The organism is Coralloluteibacterium stylophorae (genome assembly GCF_018122625.2).
Taxonomy (GTDB): domain Bacteria; phylum Pseudomonadota; class Gammaproteobacteria; order Xanthomonadales; family Xanthomonadaceae; genus Coralloluteibacterium; species Coralloluteibacterium stylophorae.
Window position 1 is genome coordinate 14,879 of sequence record NZ_JAGQFT020000003.1, and the last position, 15,732, is coordinate 30,610.

The window sequence follows — 15,732 nt, forward strand, 5'->3', positions numbered from 1 at the left end:
TGTGCTGGCGGCGGCCTCAGGCCGCCGACTCGTGCAGCGCGCCGCCCGCCTTGTGCTCGCGCGCGGCGCGCACGAAGCCGACGAACAGCGGGTGGCCGTCGCGCGGGGTCGAGGTGAACTCCGGATGGAACTGGCAGGCCACGAACCACGGGTGGTCGGCGATCTCCACGATCTCCACCAGCGACTCGTCGGCCGAGCGCCCGGCGATGGTGAGGCCGGCGGCCTCGAGGCGCTCGAGGTAGTGGTTGTTGAACTCGTAGCGGTGACGGTGGCGCTCGGTGACGATGTCGGCGCCGTAGAGTTCGCGCGAGCGGGTCCCGGTGGCGAGGCGGCATTCCTGCGCGCCCAGGCGCATGGTGCCGCCGAGGTCGGAGGCCTCGTCGCGGCGCTCGATGCCGCCGCTGGCGGTGCGCCATTCGGTGATCAGGCCGATCACCGGATGCGGGCTGCGGCGGTCGTTCTCGGTGCTGTTGGCATCCTCCAGCCCCGCCGCGTGGCGGGCCACGTCGACCACCGCCGCCTGCATGCCGTAGCAGATGCCGAAGTACGGGACCTTGCGCTCGCGCGCGAAGCGCGAGGTCAGCACCTTGCCCTCGAAGCCGCGGTCGCCGAACCCGCCCGGCACCAGGATGGCGTCCACGCCCTCGAGGATGCCGGTGCCGTCGCGCTGCACCTGTTCGGACTCGATCCACTTCAGGCGCACGCGCGTGCGCTGGCGCAGGCCACCGTGCTTGAGCGCCTCGCCGATCGACTTGTAGGCGTCGGCGTGGTCGACGTACTTGCCGACCACGGCGATGGTGACCTCGTCGACGGGATGCTCGACGGCATCGATGACCTCGGCCCAGTCCGCCAGGTCGGCCGGCTTCGGCGCGGTCAGGCGCAGGCGCTCGAGCACGATGTCGTCCAGGCCCTGCTGGTGCAGGCCGGCCGGGATCTTGTAGATGGTGTCGACGTCGACCGCATTGATCACCGCCTTCTCGGGCACGTTGGTGAACAGCGCGATCTTGCGCTTCTCGCTGGCCGGCAGCGGCTGCTCGCTGCGGCAGACCAGGATGTCGGCCTGGATGCCGATCGAGCGCAGTTCCTTGACCGAGTGCTGGGTCGGCTTGGTCTTCAGCTCGCCAGCGGCCTGGATGTAGGGCACCAGGGTCAGGTGCATGAACAGGCAGGCCTCGGGACCGCGCTCGCTGCGGATCTGGCGGATCGCCTCCAGGAACGGCAGCGACTCGATGTCGCCGACCGTGCCGCCGATCTCGACCAGGCCGATGTCGGCGCCGGCGGTGGCCACGTCGATGCGGCGCTTGATCTCGTCGGTGATGTGCGGGATGACCTGCACCGTCGCGCCGAGGTAGTCGCCGCGACGCTCCTTGCGGATCACGTTGGCGTAGATGCGACCGGTGGTGACCGAATGCCGGCGGGTCAGCCGCGTGCGCACGAAGCGCTCGTAGTGGCCGAGGTCGAGGTCGGTCTCGGCACCGTCGTCGGTGACGTAGACCTCGCCGTGCTGGAAGGGACTCATGGTGCCCGGATCCACGTTGATGTAGGGATCGAGCTTCATGAGGGTGACCTTGAGCCCGCGCGACTCGAGGATGGCCGCAAGCGAGGCCGCGGCGATGCCCTTCCCGAGGGAGGACACGACGCCGCCGGTGACGAAGATCAGGGGAGTCATGGAATCAGCGTTGCCGGAAAGCGGCATTCTACCGGTTGCCGGCAGCCGCGGCGACCGCCGCGCGACATTCGCCCCGCGGGCCCGTCCCGCCGCCCCCCCGGGGGCCCCGGCCGCTTGCCCGGCGCGCGCCGAGCCCCCATCCTGCCGCCCCCGATCCGCACCGCACCGCCCATGACCAGCCGCTACGACGCCGCCGACATCGAAGTCCTCTCGGGTCTCGACCCGGTCAAGCGGCGCCCGGGCATGTACACCGACACCGCGCGCCCCAACCACCTGGCGCAGGAAGTGATCGACAACTCGGTCGACGAGGCGCTCGCGGGCCACGCCAGGACGGTCGAGGTGACCCTGTTCGCCGACGGCTCCTGCGAGGTCGCCGACGACGGCCGCGGCATGCCGGTCGACATCCACCCCGAGGAGAAGATCCCCGGTGTCGAGCTGATCCTGACCCGCCTGCACGCCGGCGGAAAGTTCTCCAACCGCAACTACACCTTCTCCGGCGGCCTGCACGGCGTCGGCGTTTCGGTGGTCAACGCCCTGTCGAGCAAGGTCGAGCTGTTCATCAAGCGCGGCGGCAGCGAGCACCGCATGCTGTTCCGCGACGGCGACCCGGCCGAGCCGCTGGCGGTCGTCGGCACGGTCGGCAGGAAGAACACCGGCACCCGGCTGCGCTTCTGGCCGGACCCGAAGTACTTCGACACCTCCAAGTTCGCCCTGCGCCCGCTGCGCCACCTGCTGCGCGCCAAGGCCGTGCTCTGCCCGGGCCTGACCGTGCGCCTGTTCGACGAGGCCACCGGCGACCGCAGCGAGTGGCACTACGAGAACGGCCTGCGCGACTACCTCCTGGGCGAGCTCGCCGACCGCGAACTGCTGCCGCCGGAGCTGTTCCTCGGCCACCTGACCCGCGAGACCGAGGTGGTCGACTGGGCGCTGGCGTGGATTCCCGACGGCGAGCTGGTGCAGGAGAGCTACGTCAACCTGATCCCCACGGCGCAGCACGGCACCCACGTCAACGGCCTGCGCTCGGGCGTGACCGACGCGCTGCGCGAGTTCTGCGACTTCCGCAACATGCTGCCGCGCGGGGTCAAGCTGGCGCCGGAGGACGTGTGGGACCGGGTCTCCTTCGTGCTGTCGCTGAAGATGACCGACCCGCAGTTCTCGGGCCAGACCAAGGAGCGCCTGTCCTCGCGCCAGGCCGCCGGCGTGGTCGAGGGCGCCGCCCACGACGCCTTCTCGCTGTGGCTGAACCAGAACGTCGAACTCGGCACGCGCATCGCCCAGCTCGCGATCGAGCGCGCGCAGGTGCGGCTCAAGACCGAGAAGCAGGTCGTCCGCAAGAAGATCACCCAGGGCCCCGCCCTGCCCGGCAAGCTCGCCGACTGCATCAGCCAGGACCTCTCGCGCACCGAGCTGTTCCTGGTCGAGGGCGACTCCGCCGGCGGCAGCGCGCGGCAGGCGCGCGACAAGGACTTCCAGGCGATCCTTCCGCTGCGCGGCAAGATCCTCAACACCTGGGAGGTCGAGTCCGGCAGCGTGCTCGCCTCGCAGGAAGTGCACGACCTCGCGGTCGCGATCGGCTGCGATCCCGGCAGGGACGACATCACCGGCCTGCGCTACGGCAAGGTCATCGTGCTGGCCGACGCCGACTCCGACGGCCTGCACATCGCCACCCTGCTCTCGGCGCTGTTCCTGAAGCACTTCCCGGCGCTGGTCGCCGCCGGCCACGTGTTCGTGGCGATGCCGCCGCTGTTCCGCGTCGACGTGGGCAAGCAGGTGTTCTATGCGCTCGACGAGGAAGAGAAGCGCGTCATCCTGGAGCGCATCGAGCGCGAGAAGATGAAGGGCCAGGTCGCGGTCACCCGCTTCAAGGGCCTGGGCGAGATGAACCCGGCGCAGCTGCGCGAATCGACCGTGCACCCCGACACCCGCCGCCTGGTGCAGCTGACCGTCGACGACGACATCGAGACGCGCGGCCTGATGGACATGCTGCTGTCGAAGAAACGCGCCTCCGACCGCAAGGGCTGGCTCGAGGCCAAGGGCGACATGGCGACCCTGGAGGTCTGAGCGGTGACGGCCGCGCCGGAGCCGGTGCGCATCGTCGCCGCCCTGGTGCGCGACGCGCAGGGCCGCGTGCTGCTGGTGCGCAAGGCCGGCAGCGGCACCTTCATCCAGCCCGGCGGCAAGCGCGAACCGGGTGAGGACGCGCTGGCGACGCTGGCGCGCGAGCTCGACGAGGAGCTGGGCGTGGCGATCCGCCCCGGCAGCACACGCCGGCTCGGCCTGTTCGAGGACGCTGCCGTGCACGAGCGCGGGCGCCGGGTGCAGGCCGAGGTGTACGCGGTCGAGTTCGTCGGGACGCCGGTCGCGCGGGCCGAGATCGCCGAGCTGCGCTGGGTCGACCCGGACGCGACGGGGGATCTGGCCATCGCGCCGCTGAGCGCGCGCCACGTGCTGCCGCTGGCGCGCAGCGGCGGGTGATCGTGCCGTCGCGGGCGCGCATGCTGTCGCGCCACCCCATGCCGTCGGTACGCGCCTCCGTCCCGTGAGCCTGTTCGTCCAGCAGTTCGCGCTGTCGGTCCCGCTGTTCGGACTGATCCTGCTCGGCTACGGGCTGATCCGCTGGGCCGGCTGGCCGCGCACGCTCGGCGAGGCGCTGACCCGCTTCGTGTTCTCGATCGCGCTGCCGGCGATGCTGTTCCGGCTGATGGCCGGGTTCGCCGGGCACCCGCCGGTCGACGCGCGCCTGCTGCTGGCCTTCTTCGGCGGCTGCCTGCTGGTCTTCGCCCTCGCGCGGCTCGTCGCCTGGCGCGTGTTCGGGCTCGACGGCAGCGCGCAGACCGTGTTCGCGATGGGCGCGATCTTCTCCAACAACCTGCTGCTGGGCGTGCCGGTGGCGCAGGCCACGCTGGGCGAACGCGCGCTGACCCCGGTCGCGCTGGTGATCGTGTTCAACTCGCTGATCCTGTGGACGCTGGCGACCGTGTCCATCGAGTGGGCGCGCAGCGGCCGTCCCGACTGGTCCGGCCTGCGCCGGACCCTCGCCGGCGTGCTGCGCAATCCCCTGATCGCGGCCATCCTCGCCGGCACCGTCTTCGGCCTGACCGGACTCGAGCTGCCGCACCTGGTCGACGACCCGCTCGCGCGCCTCGCCCAGACCGCCACGCCGATGGCGCTGGTCGCGCTCGGCATGGGCCTGGCCGAGTACGGCATCGGCGCGCAGTGGCGCCTCAGCGGGGCGATCGCCGCGCTCAAGCTCGTGGTCCTGCCGCTGGTGGTGTGGGGACTGGCGTGGGCGATCGCGCTGCCGCCGCTCGAGACCCGGGTCGTGGTGCTGCTCGGCTCGATGGCCAGCGGCGCCAACGTCTACCTGATGTCGCGCCGCTTCGGCACCCTCGAGGGCGCGACTGCCAGCAGCCTGGTGCTGTCGACCGCCGGCGCCGCGCTCACCACGCCGGTGTTCCTGACCCTGCTGCGCGGCTGAAGCGCCTTCAGCCCAGCGTCGTCTCCAGCAGGCGGCGGAGCAGCGGCTGCACCCGCGCGGCGCGCTCCGCGTCCCAGGCGAAACTGTCCTCGTCCATGTAGGTGCGCTGGGCGAGTTCGAGCTGCACCGCGTCGACGCCCTCGCCCGGGCGTCCGTAGTGCCGGGTGATGTGGCCGCCCTTGAAACGGCCGTTGGCGACCCAGCGGTAGTCGGCCTGGGCCGCGAGCACGCCCTCCAGCGCCTTCTGCAGCGCCGGCGAGCAGCTCGTCCCGGCCGCGGTGCCGAGATTGAAGTCGGGCAACGGCCCGTCGAACAGGAACGGCACCTCGCCGCGGATGCTGTGGCCTTCCCACAGCACCGCGCGCCCGTGCGCGCTGCGGATGCGCGCCAGCTCGCCGGCCAGGGCGGCGTGGTAGGGCCGCCAGTAGCGCTGCACGCGCGAACGCACCTCGGCTTCGTCCGGCACGCGGCCCTTGCGGTAGACCGGCTCGCCGGAGAACCGCACCAGCGGGCACAGGCCGGTGGTGTTCTGGCCGGGATACAGCGAGACGTCGTCCTCGCCGCGGTTGAGGTCGATCACGTAGCGCGAATGGCGCGGCACCAGCACCGAAGCGCCGAGATCCCGCGCGAAGGCGTACAGCCGCGCGACGTGCCAGTCGGTGTCCGGCACCCGCCGCGCTGCATCGGTGAGGCGCGCGGCGATGGCGTCGGGCACGTGGGTGCCGTCGTGCGGCAGGCTCACCAGCAGCGGCGCGGTGCCGCGATGCAGCGTGTAGGTGTCGGTGTCGGTCTGCAGGTCCATCGCGGCATGGTAGGCCATGCGCGCCGGCAGCCGGCACGGCTCAGACCAGGGTGACGACTTCCTCGCCGGTGCTCGGATGCACGGCGATGGTGGCGTCGAAGTCGCGCTTGGTCGCGCCGCAGCGCATCGCCACGGCGAAGCCCTGCAGCACCTCGTCGGTGTTCTCGCCGACCATGTGCAGGCCGATCACGCGCTCGTCGTCGCCGGTGCAGATCAGCTTGACGAAGCTCTCGCAGTCGCGGCCGCCGAGCGCGGTGCGCAGTGCGCGGAAGCGGCCGCGATGGATGGTGATGCCGTCGCCGTGGCGCGCGCGCGCCTGGGCCTCGGACAGGCCGACACTCGCCAGCGGCGGATGGCCGAACACCACGCTCGGGATCAGGCCGAGATCCACCGGCACCGGCTCGCCGGTCGCGAACAGGCGGTCGGCCAGCCTGCGCCCGCAGGCCACCGCCACCGGCGTGAGCGGCCGCAGCGTGCTGCAGTCGCCGAGGGCGTGGACGTGGGCGGCGGAGGTGTCGAACTCGTCGTCGACCTCGATCCGCCCGCGCCCGTCGGTCTTCACGCCGACGCTCTCCAGGCCGATCCCGCGCGTGCGCGGCGCACGCCCCACCGCCCACAGCACCCGGTCGAAGCCCGCCTTGGTGCCGCCCTCGCGGCATTCGACGGTGAGTTTCGCGCCGTCGCGGACGAGGCTGGTGACGTCGACCCCGCAGCGCACGTCGATGCGCTCGCCGCGCATGCGCGAGGCGAGGAAGTCGGCCGACTCCGCGTCGAACTTCTCGAGCAGCTGCTGCTCGCGTGCGAACAGCGTCACCTCGGTGCCGAGGGCGCAGAGCATGCCGGCCAGCTCGACCGAAATGTAGCCGCCGCCGATCAGCGCGACCCGGCGCGGCTGCGCCTGCCAGCCGAAGAAGTCGTCGGAGGTCTCGCCGAGGTCGGCGCCGTCGATGTCCGGCACGACGGGCCTGGAGCCGGTGGCGACGAGGATGTGGCGCGCGCCGAGTTCGCGTTCGCCGGCCCGGACCCGCCCCGGCCCGACGATGCGGCCTTCGGCGGCGATGATCTCCACGCCCGCGCTGGCGAAGCGCTCGCGGTAGCGCCGCTCGATGCCGGCGATGAAGGCGTCGCGTCGCTCGACGAAGGCGCCCCAGTCGATCTTCGTCGGCTTCACCGGGAAGCCGTATTCGCGGCCGATGTCCTGCGCGTAGGCGAGCTGCGCGGCGAGCCACGTCGCCTTCTTCGGCACGCAGCCGGAATGGATGCAGGTGCCGCCGACCGGGCCGGATTCGACCATCGCCACGCGCGCGCCGTGGGCGGCGGCGCGCTGCGCGGTGGCCATGCCGCCGGAACCGGCGCCGATCACCACGAGGTCGTACTGGGCCTGGCTCATGCGAAGCGGGCGGGATCGTAGGGGGAAGGGTCGAGGATAGGCGCGCGCCGCGTCACGAGGTCGGCAAGAAGCCGACCGGTCGCCGCCGACATGCTCATGCCGAGCATGCCGTGCCCCGTCGCCAGCCACAGGTTGTCCCAGCGCGGCGCGCGGCCGAGCAGCGGCAGGTCGTCGTAGGTCATCGGCCGCCAGCCGTACCACTCCTCGCGCAGCTCGGGCCCGACCGGTTCGTGCAGGTGTTCGCGCGCGGCGCGCACGAGCGCGTCCAGGCGGGTGCGGTTGAGGCTGGCGTCGTAGCCGGAGAACTCCATCGTGCTGCCCAGGCGGAAGCCGTCGGACCACGTGGTCACGCACACCTGCGGGCCCTTCAGCACCAGCGGTCGCGACGGCGCCAGCGCCGGCCGCGAATAGGTGATCGAGTAGCCCTTGCCGGGCTGCACCGGCACGTTCAGGCCGAGACCGCGCGACAGTGTCGGCGACCACGCGCCGGCGGCCAGGACCACCTCGCCGCCGCGGCGCGCGCCGAGCGCGGTCCGCACCGACGCCACGCGACCGCGCTCGTGGTCGATGCCGAGCACGCGGCAGTCCTCCTCGATCAGGCCGCCGTTGGCGCGCACCACCCGCGCCAGCTCGGCGACGTAGCGGTCCGGGCGCAGGCTGGCGTCGCCGGCGAATTCGATCGCTCCGGCGACGCCCGGCCGCAGCGCCGGCTCGCAGCGTGCGACCTCGGCCGCATCCAGCACCCGCGACTCGATCCCGAGCGTGCGCAGCAGCGCCGCCTCCCGCACCTCGTGCTCGAACTGGCGCCGGTCGCGCGCCACGTACCACAGCGGGTTGGCCTCGAACCGGCAGTCGAGGCCCTCCTCCTCCACCAGGGTCCCGATCAGGCCGCGCGAGGCGTCCAGCAGCGCCGCGCGCGCGCGGGCGCTCGCCCACCAGTCGTCGCGGTTGCAGCGCAGGGCGAAGCGCAGCAGCCAGTCGGCGAGCGCCGGATCGACGCGCGGGCGGATGTAGAGCGGCGCATCGGGCCTGGTCATCCACTTCAGCGCGCGCGCGATCACGCCCGGCCCCGCCAGCGGCGGCGCATGGCTGGGCGTGATCGTGCCGCAGTTGCCGTGCGAGGCGCCGCTGCCGACCCGTCCCTGCTCGAGGATGCGCACGCCGCGCCCTTCGCGCAGCAGGTACAGCGCACAGGCGAGGCCGGCGACGCCGCCGCCGAGGATGAGGATGTCGTCGTGGCTGTCGGTCATGCCGCGAGTGTAGCGACCGCCCCCCGGGCTCAGACGTCGGCGGCCGCGCGTCGCAGCGGCGGCCAGCGCAGCCAGGTCGCCGCGCGCCACAGCCATTCCAGTGGCCCGTAGGCGAAGCGCCCCATCCACCAGCGACTGATCACCAGCTGCGCCGCGAACACCGCCAACACCAGGCCGCACTGCCCGGCCCGGCCGATCTGGCCGTACAGCCCGGCGCCGTAGCCGTAGAACACGAGCGAGGCGACCAGCGACTGCAGGATGTAGTTGGTCAGCGCCATGCGTCCTGCCGGCGCCAACCAGGCCCGCAGCCGCGGCATGCGCGCGAAGGCCAGCGCCAGCACTGCGAGATATGCCAGCGCCAGCGGCAGGTTGGCGAACAGCATCACCCCGAGCGCGAGGTAGCGGCCGCCGGAACCGGCCTCGGCGCCCAGCGCGATCCACAGCGCGAGCGCGGTCAGCGCCGCCCCGAGCGGCGCGCCCCATCCGAGCATCCGCATCAGCACGCGGCGATGCGCCGCCGGGTCGACGACGACGCCCGACCGCACGCACCACATGCCGATCAGGAACACGCCCAGGATCGACGGCAGGATCGCGATCTCGTTGGCGAGCTGGCCGCCGAAGTACGACAGGCGCTGCGCGGTGACGGTGGCGAAGTCGCCCTGGACATAGGCCTGCGCGGCCGCGGCGGCGTCCACGGCCGTATCGGGCGCCAGCGCCGGTGCCGCCGCCATCAGCGCCCCGCCGAGGAGCGACAGCAGGGCCAGCAACAGATAGAGGGTCGCGCCGAGCACCCACAGCAGGCGCTGCTCGAGCCCGTGGAAGGCGAGCAGCACGGCGCCGGCGATCGCGTAGTTGTGCAGGATGTCGCCCGGCCACAGCAGGACGGCGTGGGCGACGCCCAGCCCCAGCAGCATGCCCAGGCGGCGCGCGTAGGCCGGCGCGAACGGACGCGGCGACGCCTGCGCGCGGCCCTGCATCACCGCGAATCCCATCCCGAACAGCAGCGAGAACAGGATCCAGAACTTGCCCTGGACCAGGGCGTACACCAGCCACGCCGCCAGCGCGTCGAGCGGTGCCAGGCCGGCGGCGGGGCCGAGACCCAGCTCCTGCATCGGCCGCGAGAACCACTCGACGTTCATCAGGAAGATGCCGAGCAGGGCCACGCCGCGGATCGCGTCGAGGCCCTCGACGCGGCCCCGCGGCGCGCCGTCGAGCGCGCCGGCAGCCGCGGGCGGCAGGGGCGCCGGGGCGGTCACCGGAGCTCCCCGCACCTCCGCCATCGGTCAGTGCTGGTGGCCGCCGTCGCCATGCGCGTGGCCGTGGGCGATCTCTTCCTCGGTGGCGGCGCGCACCTCGACGATCTCCACGTCGAAGTGCAGGTCCTTGCCCGCCATCGGGTGGTTGAGGTCGACGTCGACCACGGTCATGCCGACCTTCTGCACGGTGACCGCGCGCGGGCCCTGGTTGGTCTGCACCACGACCTGCGCGCCCGGCACCAGCTTCTGCTTGCCGAACACCTTCTTCGGCACGCGCTGGGTCATGCCCTCGTTGCGCGCGCCGTAGGCCTCGGCGCTCTCGACGTCCACCGCCACCGTCTCGCCGGCCTCGGCGCCGACCAGCGCCTTCTCCAGGCCCGGGATGATCGCGCCGTGGCCGACCAGGATCGTCATCGGCTCGCGCTCGTGCGAACTCTCGATCTCGGTGCCGCCCTCGCTGACGCGGTAGTGGAAGCGCACGACGCTGTCTTTCTCGATCTTCATTCGGTCTCTCGGGTGGGGCGGCGGATGCAGGATGCGCGCGCGTGCGGCATCATCCGCGGCCGTGAAGAAGGCCGCGCATTATCCCGACCGTCACCGGCAGGCGCCAGCGCCGCGGCCGCGGCCCTCCGCCCTCCTCGGCATCGCCCTCTGTCTCGGCCTGGCCGCGTGCGGCGGCCACCAGGCGACGCGGCCGACGTCGCTGCCCGAGTCGCGCATCCGCGACTGGCGCAGCGAGGGCTACGACGCGCCCACGCCGGTCTCCCCGCGCGCCAACGACGTGCTGATGCGCGCGCTCGGCCTGGTCGGCACGCCCTACCGCTACGGCGGCAACACGCCCGACTCCGGCTTCGACTGCAGTGGCCTGGTGGTCTACGTCTACCGCGACGTCGCCGATCTCGCCCTGCCGCGCACCTCGCGGGCGATGAACGAACTCGACGCGCCGCGCATCCGCCTCGGCCAGATCGCGCCGGGCGACCTGGTGTTCTTCGGCAGCGGCCGCAGCGCCAGCCACGTCGGCATCTACGTCGGCGAGGGCCGCTTCGTGCACGCCCCCAACAGCGGCGGCACGGTGCGCATGGACAGCCTCGACGGCTACTGGTGGAAGGAGAACTACCTCGGCGCGCGGCGCGTGCTGCGCTGAGCGACGGCAGGCAGGCATCGGTCGCCACCCGCTCCGCCCGGCGGCCGATCACGGCTCGTCGTCGCGGTGCGCCCGCTCCGCGACCGGGCCGGCGCCGGTCTCCGCCGCCGGCGGCTCCGGCCGCAACCACAGCCAGGTATCGACCACGCCCATCACCGCGACCGACAGCCAGGCCGCCCAGCGCGGTGCGAAGACGAAGGCGATGGCGGCGCACGCCACCATCGCCAGCGTCGCCATCCACTTGGCGCGGCGGCCGACGGCGCCATGCGCCTCCCAGTCGCGGATGGTCGGGCCGAACACGCGGTGGCGCATCAGCCAGGCGCGCAGGCGCGGCGAGCCGTTGGTCGCGGCCCAGGCCGCGAGCAGCACGAACACCGTCGTGGGCATTCCGGGCAGCACCGCACCGATCAGCCCCAGAACCAGGAACAGGTAGGCCGCGACCAGCCACAGCACCCGGGGCATGGCGTTAGCCGGCGTCGCCGTGGTAGCGCTCGACGACCGCCTCGATGCCCTTGCTGAGGTCCATGACCTGGATCGCGTACTCGGCCAGGCGCCGGTCCTCGTCGGTCTTCGGCTCCCATGCAGGCACCGGCGTCGGCCGGCCCTCGACGCCGTCCAGCGCGACGAAGACGATCACGCAGTGGGTGCACAGCCGCTCCTGCGGATCGCTGCTGTCCAGCCCGGGATCGCGGGCGCGCACGTCGATGGCGAAGTGCATGCTGGTGGTGCCGGTGTGCACCAGCTTGGCGGTGACGCTGACCAGGTCGCTGGTGCGGATCGGCGAGACGAAGCGGATGCCGCCGACCGCGACGGTGACGCTGTACTTGCCGCTCCAGCCGACCGCCGCGGCGTAGCCGACCTGGTCGATCCACTTCATCACCACGCCGCCGTGGACCTTTCCGCCGTAGTTGACGTCGGTCGGCTCGGCCAGGAAACGGAAGGTCAGCGAATCCTGCTGGCCGCTCATGCCGCGGCCTCCGCATGGCTCGGGGCGGTGCCGGGAACGGGAAGGTCGGTGCGCATGCGGCGGCTCCTTGCGGGGTCGCCGCATAGAGTGCGTCAGCGGAGCCCACCCTGGCGAGGCGCGAGTGCCCCGCCGCCCGGCTCAGGCCGAGCCGGGCCCGGCGACGCTGCCGCGCATGCGCCCGTGCAGCGCCTCGCGCTGCCGCGCGAGCAGGCGCACCCAGTCGCCGCGCGCGGCGCATTCGGACGGCGGTGCACCCAGCGCCTCGCGCTGGCCGCAGAAGTCGCGCCACGCGACGATGACCCGGTCGAGCCGGCGCAGCAGCAGTTCCAGCATGATCGCGTCGTCGAGCAGGCCGATGATCTCGACGTGGTCGGGGATCATGTCCTCGGGGTCGCCCATGTAGGCCAGCACGCGGAGCACCTGGGCGCGCTCGTCCTGCGGCAGCGCCCAGGCCTCGTCCTCGAGCATCGCGATGAGGTCGCCCACCTGGTCGAGCCGGCGGCGCACGAAGCCCGGCGTACAGTGCGGCATCGCCGCCAGCGCATGCCGCGCCGCGTCGACGATCTCGCAGGCATCGGCGCAGGCGACGCGACGCTCGGCGCGCCGCAGCGCCTCGTCGAACCGCGCGAGGTCGACCGGGTCGAGTTCGAACGTGATGCGCATTGCAGGCGTCCCTCCGGTGGATCCGGAACGCGACCTTAACGCCGCGGGAAGGACCTGCACAGTTGCATTCGTCATGCCGCGGGCCTGAACGGAATCAGGTGGCCCTCGCCCCGGCGGGCGCCGGGCGATGGCCGCGCCTGCTGCGATGCAGTAGACTCAGCGTTCGTTCGCCGCAGCGGCAGAGCCGTCCCCTCCGGTCGCCGCCACCGGATCGCCCGCCGATCCGCGCCGCACCACGCCGCACGCCGCGCTGCGCGAACGCCGGATCCGCCGCTGTCGGCGCGTCCGCATCCCAAGCTCCGAGCGCGGTTCCAGGGAACGCTTGCGAGACCTTGCACGTCCGGTTGCGGGCGTGACCCCGCGCCTACGGGCGCGGACAACAGGAGCATCCATGTCCTTCGATACACTCGGGCTGTCGCCCGCGGTGCTGCGTGCACTCGCGGACCAGAACTTCACCAACCCCACTCCAATCCAGGCACAGGCGATCCCGCACGTGCTGGCCGGCCACGACCTGCTCGCCGGCGCCCAGACCGGCACCGGCAAGACCGCCGCCTTCGGCCTGCCCATGCTCGACATGCTCGCCCACGGCGAGGTCCGCGCCGCGGGCCCGAAGCGCCCGCGTGCGCTGGTGCTGACCCCGACCCGCGAGCTCGCCCTGCAGGTCCACGACAACCTGCGCGCCTACGGCCGCCACCTGCGCCTGTCGACGCTGGCGATCTTCGGCGGGGCCGGCATGACCCCACAGCTCGACGCGCTGCGCCGCGGCGTGGACGTGCTGGTGGCCACCCCCGGCCGCCTGATCGACCACATCGACCGCCGCAGCGTCGACCTCTCGCACATCCAGGTGCTGGTGCTCGACGAGGCCGACCGCATGCTCGACATGGGCTTCCTGCCCGCGATCCGGCGCATCCTCGGCCGCCTGCCCTCGAACCGGCAGACCCTGCTGTTCTCGGCCACCTTCGACGCGCCGATCAAGGCGCTGGCCAAGGATTTCATGCGCCCGGACCCGCGCGAGGTGCAGATCGCCGCGAACAACGCCGTGGCCGACACCGTCACCCACCGCGTGCATCCGGTCGATGCGCCGCGCAAGCGCGACCTGCTGCTGCACCTGCTCGGCGCCAACCAGGACCAGACCCTGGTGTTCGCGCGGACCAAGCACGGCAGCGACAAGCTGGCGCGCTTCCTCGCCGCCTCCGGCATCACCGTCGACGCGATCCACGGCAACAAGAGCCAGGGCGCGCGCACGCGGGCGCTGAAGGACTTCAAGTCCGGGCGGACGCGGGTGCTGGTCGCCACCGACATCGCCGCGCGCGGCCTCGACATCCACTCGCTGCCGCGGGTCATCAACTTCGACCTGCCGATGGTCGCCGAGGACTACGTGCACCGCATCGGCCGCACCGGCCGCAACGGCGCGAAGGGCGAGGCGCTGAGCCTGGTCGCCGCCGACGAGGCCAAGCTGCTGCGCGCGATCCAGCGCCTGATCCGCTGCGACATCGAGCTGTCCGAGGTCGAGGGTTACGCGCCGCAGGCGCCGCTGCGCCTGGATTCGGGGGACAGCCGCCGGCGTGCGCCGGGCACGCCCGCGGGCCAGCGCCCGCCGCGCAAGCAGGGGCGCCGTCCGCATCCGCAGCCGCAGGGACACGCGCATGCCGGTCCGCGGCAGAAGAGCCCCGGCGAGCAGCGCGGGCGCCGGGGCGGCCAGCGCAGCCAGGCACCGGCACGCTGACCGGGCACGCCAGCCGCATGGAGACGACGAGGGCGGCCCACGGGCCGCCCTCTGCCGTTGCGGCGCCCGGTTCGCGGGCCATTGACGGTGTCGGCGCGAGCATGCGGACTTTCCGCACGAGGGCAGCCACCATGGTCTACCACTGGGACTTCCTGAAGGAGAAGGACTCCTCCTTCGGCATGTTCTTCCCCAAGCACTACGTCGTCGTCGGATTCGAGAACCAGGAGCGCGCCACGACCGCCGTGGACCGGTTCCGCGAGGCAGGATTCGCCGAGGACGACGTCGCCGCGGTCAGCGGCACCTTCATGACCCAGACGCTCGAGGCCGAGCCCGACACCACCCTGCAGAAGCTCAAGGTCGCCATCGCCGAGATGCACGGCGGCACCGAGCACGGCTACGTCGACGACGACATCAAGCTCGCCCGCCGCGGCGGCGCGTTCGCCTTCGTCTACACCCCGGACGACGCCAGCGCGGAGCGCGCCAGGCAGGTGCTGGACGGCGTCGACCACGTCTACGCGCGGCGCTACCTGCCGATGGCGATCGAGCGCTACAAGTACCCGTCGCAGTCGCAGATCTGACGCGCATGCGTCAGCCCGCGTAGATCATCTTCCGCGTCATGCCGCCGTCGGCGACGAACTCCTGGCCGGTCACGAATCCGGCCGCGTCCGACAGCAGGAACACGCACAGCGCGGCGATGTCCGCCGGCACGCCCACGCGCCCGACCGGGTGGTGGGCGTGGTCGGCGCGGCGCAGCGCCGCATAGTCGCCGGTGTCGATCCAGCCCGGACTGATCGCATTGACCCGCACCGTCGGCCCCAGGCTGATCGCGAGCGCATGGGTCAGGGCCAGCAGCCCGCCCTTGCAGGCGGCATAGGCCTCGGTCTCCGGCTCCGACTGGTGCGCGCGGGTGGAGGCGATGTTGACGATCGCGCCGCGATCCCGGCCGAGCGCCTCGGCCGCGTGCCTGGCGAAGAGCATCGCGGCGGTGAGGTTGATCGCGAGCCTGCGGTTCCAGTCGGCGAGGTCGAGCTTCGCCACCGGCCCGGTCACGGGGTCGGCGATGTTGGCGTTGTTGACCACGCCGTCGAGGCGCCCGAAACGCTTCAGCGCCGCGGCCACCGCGGCGGCGACCTGCGCCTCCCTGGCCACGTCGGTCCTCCGGAACAGCACGCGCTCGCCGGCGCTCCAGTCCTGCGCGGTGCGCCGGCCGGCCTCGCCGTCCTGGTCGAGCGCCACCACGCTGCCGCCGGCGGCGAGCACGCCTTCGCAGATCGCGCGGCCGATGCCGTGCGCGGAGCCGGTGACCAGCACCACGCGGCCGGCGAGCGGTGCGGCGGAGACGACGGGAACCTCGGGGGGCTTGGACGGCATGCGCGACTCCAGCGGA

General features: G+C 72.7%; 16 protein-coding genes. 6 read left to right on the top strand and 10 right to left on the bottom strand.

The features are described 5' to 3' along the window. Positions 1–16: 16 nt before the first annotated feature. Positions 17–1,669, bottom strand: coding sequence for a CTP synthase (gene pyrG / locus KB893_RS04775; protein WP_213173492.1), 1,653 nt, complete (start codon positions 1,667–1,669; stop codon positions 17–19). A 171-nt stretch (positions 1,670–1,840) separates the two neighbouring features. Between pyrG and parE the strand changes: the two genes are divergently transcribed. From parE to KB893_RS04790, 3 genes are all read left to right on the top strand, one after another. Continuing rightward, a complete protein-coding gene (gene parE, locus KB893_RS04780; protein WP_213173493.1) occupies positions 1,841–3,730 on the top strand; it encodes a DNA topoisomerase IV subunit B in 1,890 nt (629 codons plus the stop codon). Between the two features lie 3 nt (positions 3,731–3,733). After that, the gene (locus KB893_RS04785) at positions 3,734–4,144 is read left to right on the top strand and encodes an NUDIX hydrolase (RefSeq protein ID WP_213173494.1); all 411 of its coding nucleotides are present in this window, start codon (positions 3,734–3,736) and stop codon (positions 4,142–4,144) included. A gap of 64 nt (positions 4,145–4,208) precedes the next feature. After that, positions 4,209–5,147, top strand: a complete 939-nt coding sequence (locus tag KB893_RS04790; protein ID WP_211927693.1) for an AEC family transporter — start codon at positions 4,209–4,211, stop codon at positions 5,145–5,147. Positions 5,148–5,154: 7 nt separating this feature from the next. Here KB893_RS04790 and hutG read toward each other — a convergent pair whose 3' ends face one another. The 5 genes from hutG to KB893_RS04815 are packed head-to-tail and all read right to left on the bottom strand — an operon-like array spanning position 5,155 to position 10,349. Then, positions 5,155–5,967 (bottom strand): N-formylglutamate deformylase, encoded by an 813-nt coding sequence (gene hutG / locus KB893_RS04795; RefSeq protein WP_246505423.1) that lies wholly within the window; start codon positions 5,965–5,967, stop codon positions 5,155–5,157. Positions 5,968–5,989: 22 nt separating this feature from the next. Next, positions 5,990–7,339: a glutathione-disulfide reductase gene (gorA, locus tag KB893_RS04800; RefSeq protein ID WP_211927692.1), complete on the bottom strand. Its 1,350-nt coding sequence runs from the start codon at positions 7,337–7,339 to the stop codon at positions 5,990–5,992. After that, positions 7,336–8,622 carry an NAD(P)/FAD-dependent oxidoreductase gene (locus tag KB893_RS04805; RefSeq protein WP_377731440.1) on the bottom strand — a complete coding sequence of 429 codons (1,287 nt, stop codon included), beginning with the start codon at positions 8,620–8,622 and terminating at the stop codon, positions 7,336–7,338. The genes gorA and KB893_RS04805 overlap by 4 nt, the downstream gene beginning before the upstream one ends. After that, the gene (locus tag KB893_RS18675) at positions 8,619–9,845 is read right to left on the bottom strand and encodes a DUF418 domain-containing protein (RefSeq protein WP_211927690.1); all 1,227 of its coding nucleotides are present in this window, start codon (positions 9,843–9,845) and stop codon (positions 8,619–8,621) included. The genes KB893_RS04805 and KB893_RS18675 overlap by 4 nt, the downstream gene beginning before the upstream one ends. Before the next feature lie 27 nt (positions 9,846–9,872). Beyond that, positions 9,873–10,349 (bottom strand): FKBP-type peptidyl-prolyl cis-trans isomerase, encoded by a 477-nt coding sequence (locus KB893_RS04815; RefSeq protein ID WP_211927689.1) that lies wholly within the window; start codon positions 10,347–10,349, stop codon positions 9,873–9,875. Between the two features lie 31 nt (positions 10,350–10,380). Here KB893_RS04815 and KB893_RS04820 point away from each other — a divergent pair, with 31 nt between their 5' ends. Beyond that, a complete protein-coding gene (locus KB893_RS04820) occupies positions 10,381–10,989 on the top strand; it encodes a C40 family peptidase (RefSeq protein WP_213173495.1) in 609 nt (202 codons plus the stop codon). A gap of 48 nt (positions 10,990–11,037) precedes the next feature. Here KB893_RS04820 and KB893_RS04825 read toward each other — a convergent pair whose 3' ends face one another. The 3 genes from KB893_RS04825 to KB893_RS04835 form a co-directional block, all read right to left on the bottom strand. After that, a complete protein-coding gene (locus tag KB893_RS04825; RefSeq protein ID WP_213173496.1) occupies positions 11,038–11,451 on the bottom strand; it encodes a YbaN family protein in 414 nt (137 codons plus the stop codon). A gap of 4 nt (positions 11,452–11,455) precedes the next feature. Further along, positions 11,456–11,956, bottom strand: coding sequence for an acyl-CoA thioesterase (locus KB893_RS04830; protein ID WP_211928253.1), 501 nt, complete (start codon positions 11,954–11,956; stop codon positions 11,456–11,458). Positions 11,957–12,094: 138 nt separating this feature from the next. Then, the gene (locus KB893_RS04835) at positions 12,095–12,619 is read right to left on the bottom strand and encodes a DUF1232 domain-containing protein (protein WP_213173497.1); all 525 of its coding nucleotides are present in this window, start codon (positions 12,617–12,619) and stop codon (positions 12,095–12,097) included. Positions 12,620–13,010: 391 nt separating this feature from the next. Between KB893_RS04835 and KB893_RS04840 the strand changes: the two genes are divergently transcribed. Next, complete coding sequence (locus KB893_RS04840) at positions 13,011–14,345, top strand: DEAD/DEAH box helicase (protein WP_211927442.1); 1,335 nt, start codon at positions 13,011–13,013, stop codon at positions 14,343–14,345. Between the two features lie 131 nt (positions 14,346–14,476). Continuing rightward, positions 14,477–14,923: a hypothetical protein gene (locus KB893_RS04845; RefSeq protein WP_211927441.1), complete on the top strand. Its 447-nt coding sequence runs from the start codon at positions 14,477–14,479 to the stop codon at positions 14,921–14,923. Between the two features lie 10 nt (positions 14,924–14,933). Here KB893_RS04845 and KB893_RS04850 read toward each other — a convergent pair whose 3' ends face one another. Then, the gene (locus KB893_RS04850) at positions 14,934–15,716 is read right to left on the bottom strand and encodes an SDR family oxidoreductase (RefSeq protein WP_211927440.1); all 783 of its coding nucleotides are present in this window, start codon (positions 15,714–15,716) and stop codon (positions 14,934–14,936) included. Positions 15,717–15,732: the final 16 nt, after the last annotated feature.

Excerpts from the sequence above, each read along its gene's own strand:
- hutG (WP_246505423.1), bottom strand. The coding sequence starts at position 5,967 with ATGGCCTACCATGCCGCGATGGACCTGCAGACCGACACCGACACCTAC.
- KB893_RS04850 (WP_211927440.1), bottom strand. The coding sequence starts at position 15,716 with ATGCCGTCCAAGCCCCCCGAGGTTCCCGTCGTCTCCGCCGCACCGCTC.
- KB893_RS04815 (WP_211927689.1), bottom strand. The coding sequence starts at position 10,349 with ATGAAGATCGAGAAAGACAGCGTCGTGCGCTTCCACTACCGCGTCAGC.
- KB893_RS04830 (WP_211928253.1), bottom strand. The coding sequence starts at position 11,956 with ATGAGCGGCCAGCAGGATTCGCTGACCTTCCGTTTCCTGGCCGAGCCG.
- parE (WP_213173493.1), top strand. The coding sequence starts at position 1,841 with ATGACCAGCCGCTACGACGCCGCCGACATCGAAGTCCTCTCGGGTCTC.
- gorA (WP_211927692.1), bottom strand. The coding sequence starts at position 7,339 with ATGAGCCAGGCCCAGTACGACCTCGTGGTGATCGGCGCCGGTTCCGGC.
- KB893_RS04840 (WP_211927442.1), top strand. The coding sequence starts at position 13,011 with ATGTCCTTCGATACACTCGGGCTGTCGCCCGCGGTGCTGCGTGCACTC.
- KB893_RS04845 (WP_211927441.1), top strand. The coding sequence starts at position 14,477 with ATGGTCTACCACTGGGACTTCCTGAAGGAGAAGGACTCCTCCTTCGGC.
- KB893_RS04825 (WP_213173496.1), bottom strand. The coding sequence starts at position 11,451 with ATGCCCCGGGTGCTGTGGCTGGTCGCGGCCTACCTGTTCCTGGTTCTG.
- pyrG (WP_213173492.1), bottom strand. The coding sequence starts at position 1,669 with ATGACTCCCCTGATCTTCGTCACCGGCGGCGTCGTGTCCTCCCTCGGG.
- KB893_RS04835 (WP_213173497.1), bottom strand. The coding sequence starts at position 12,619 with ATGCGCATCACGTTCGAACTCGACCCGGTCGACCTCGCGCGGTTCGAC.
- KB893_RS04820 (WP_213173495.1), top strand. The coding sequence starts at position 10,381 with ATGCGCGCGCGTGCGGCATCATCCGCGGCCGTGAAGAAGGCCGCGCAT.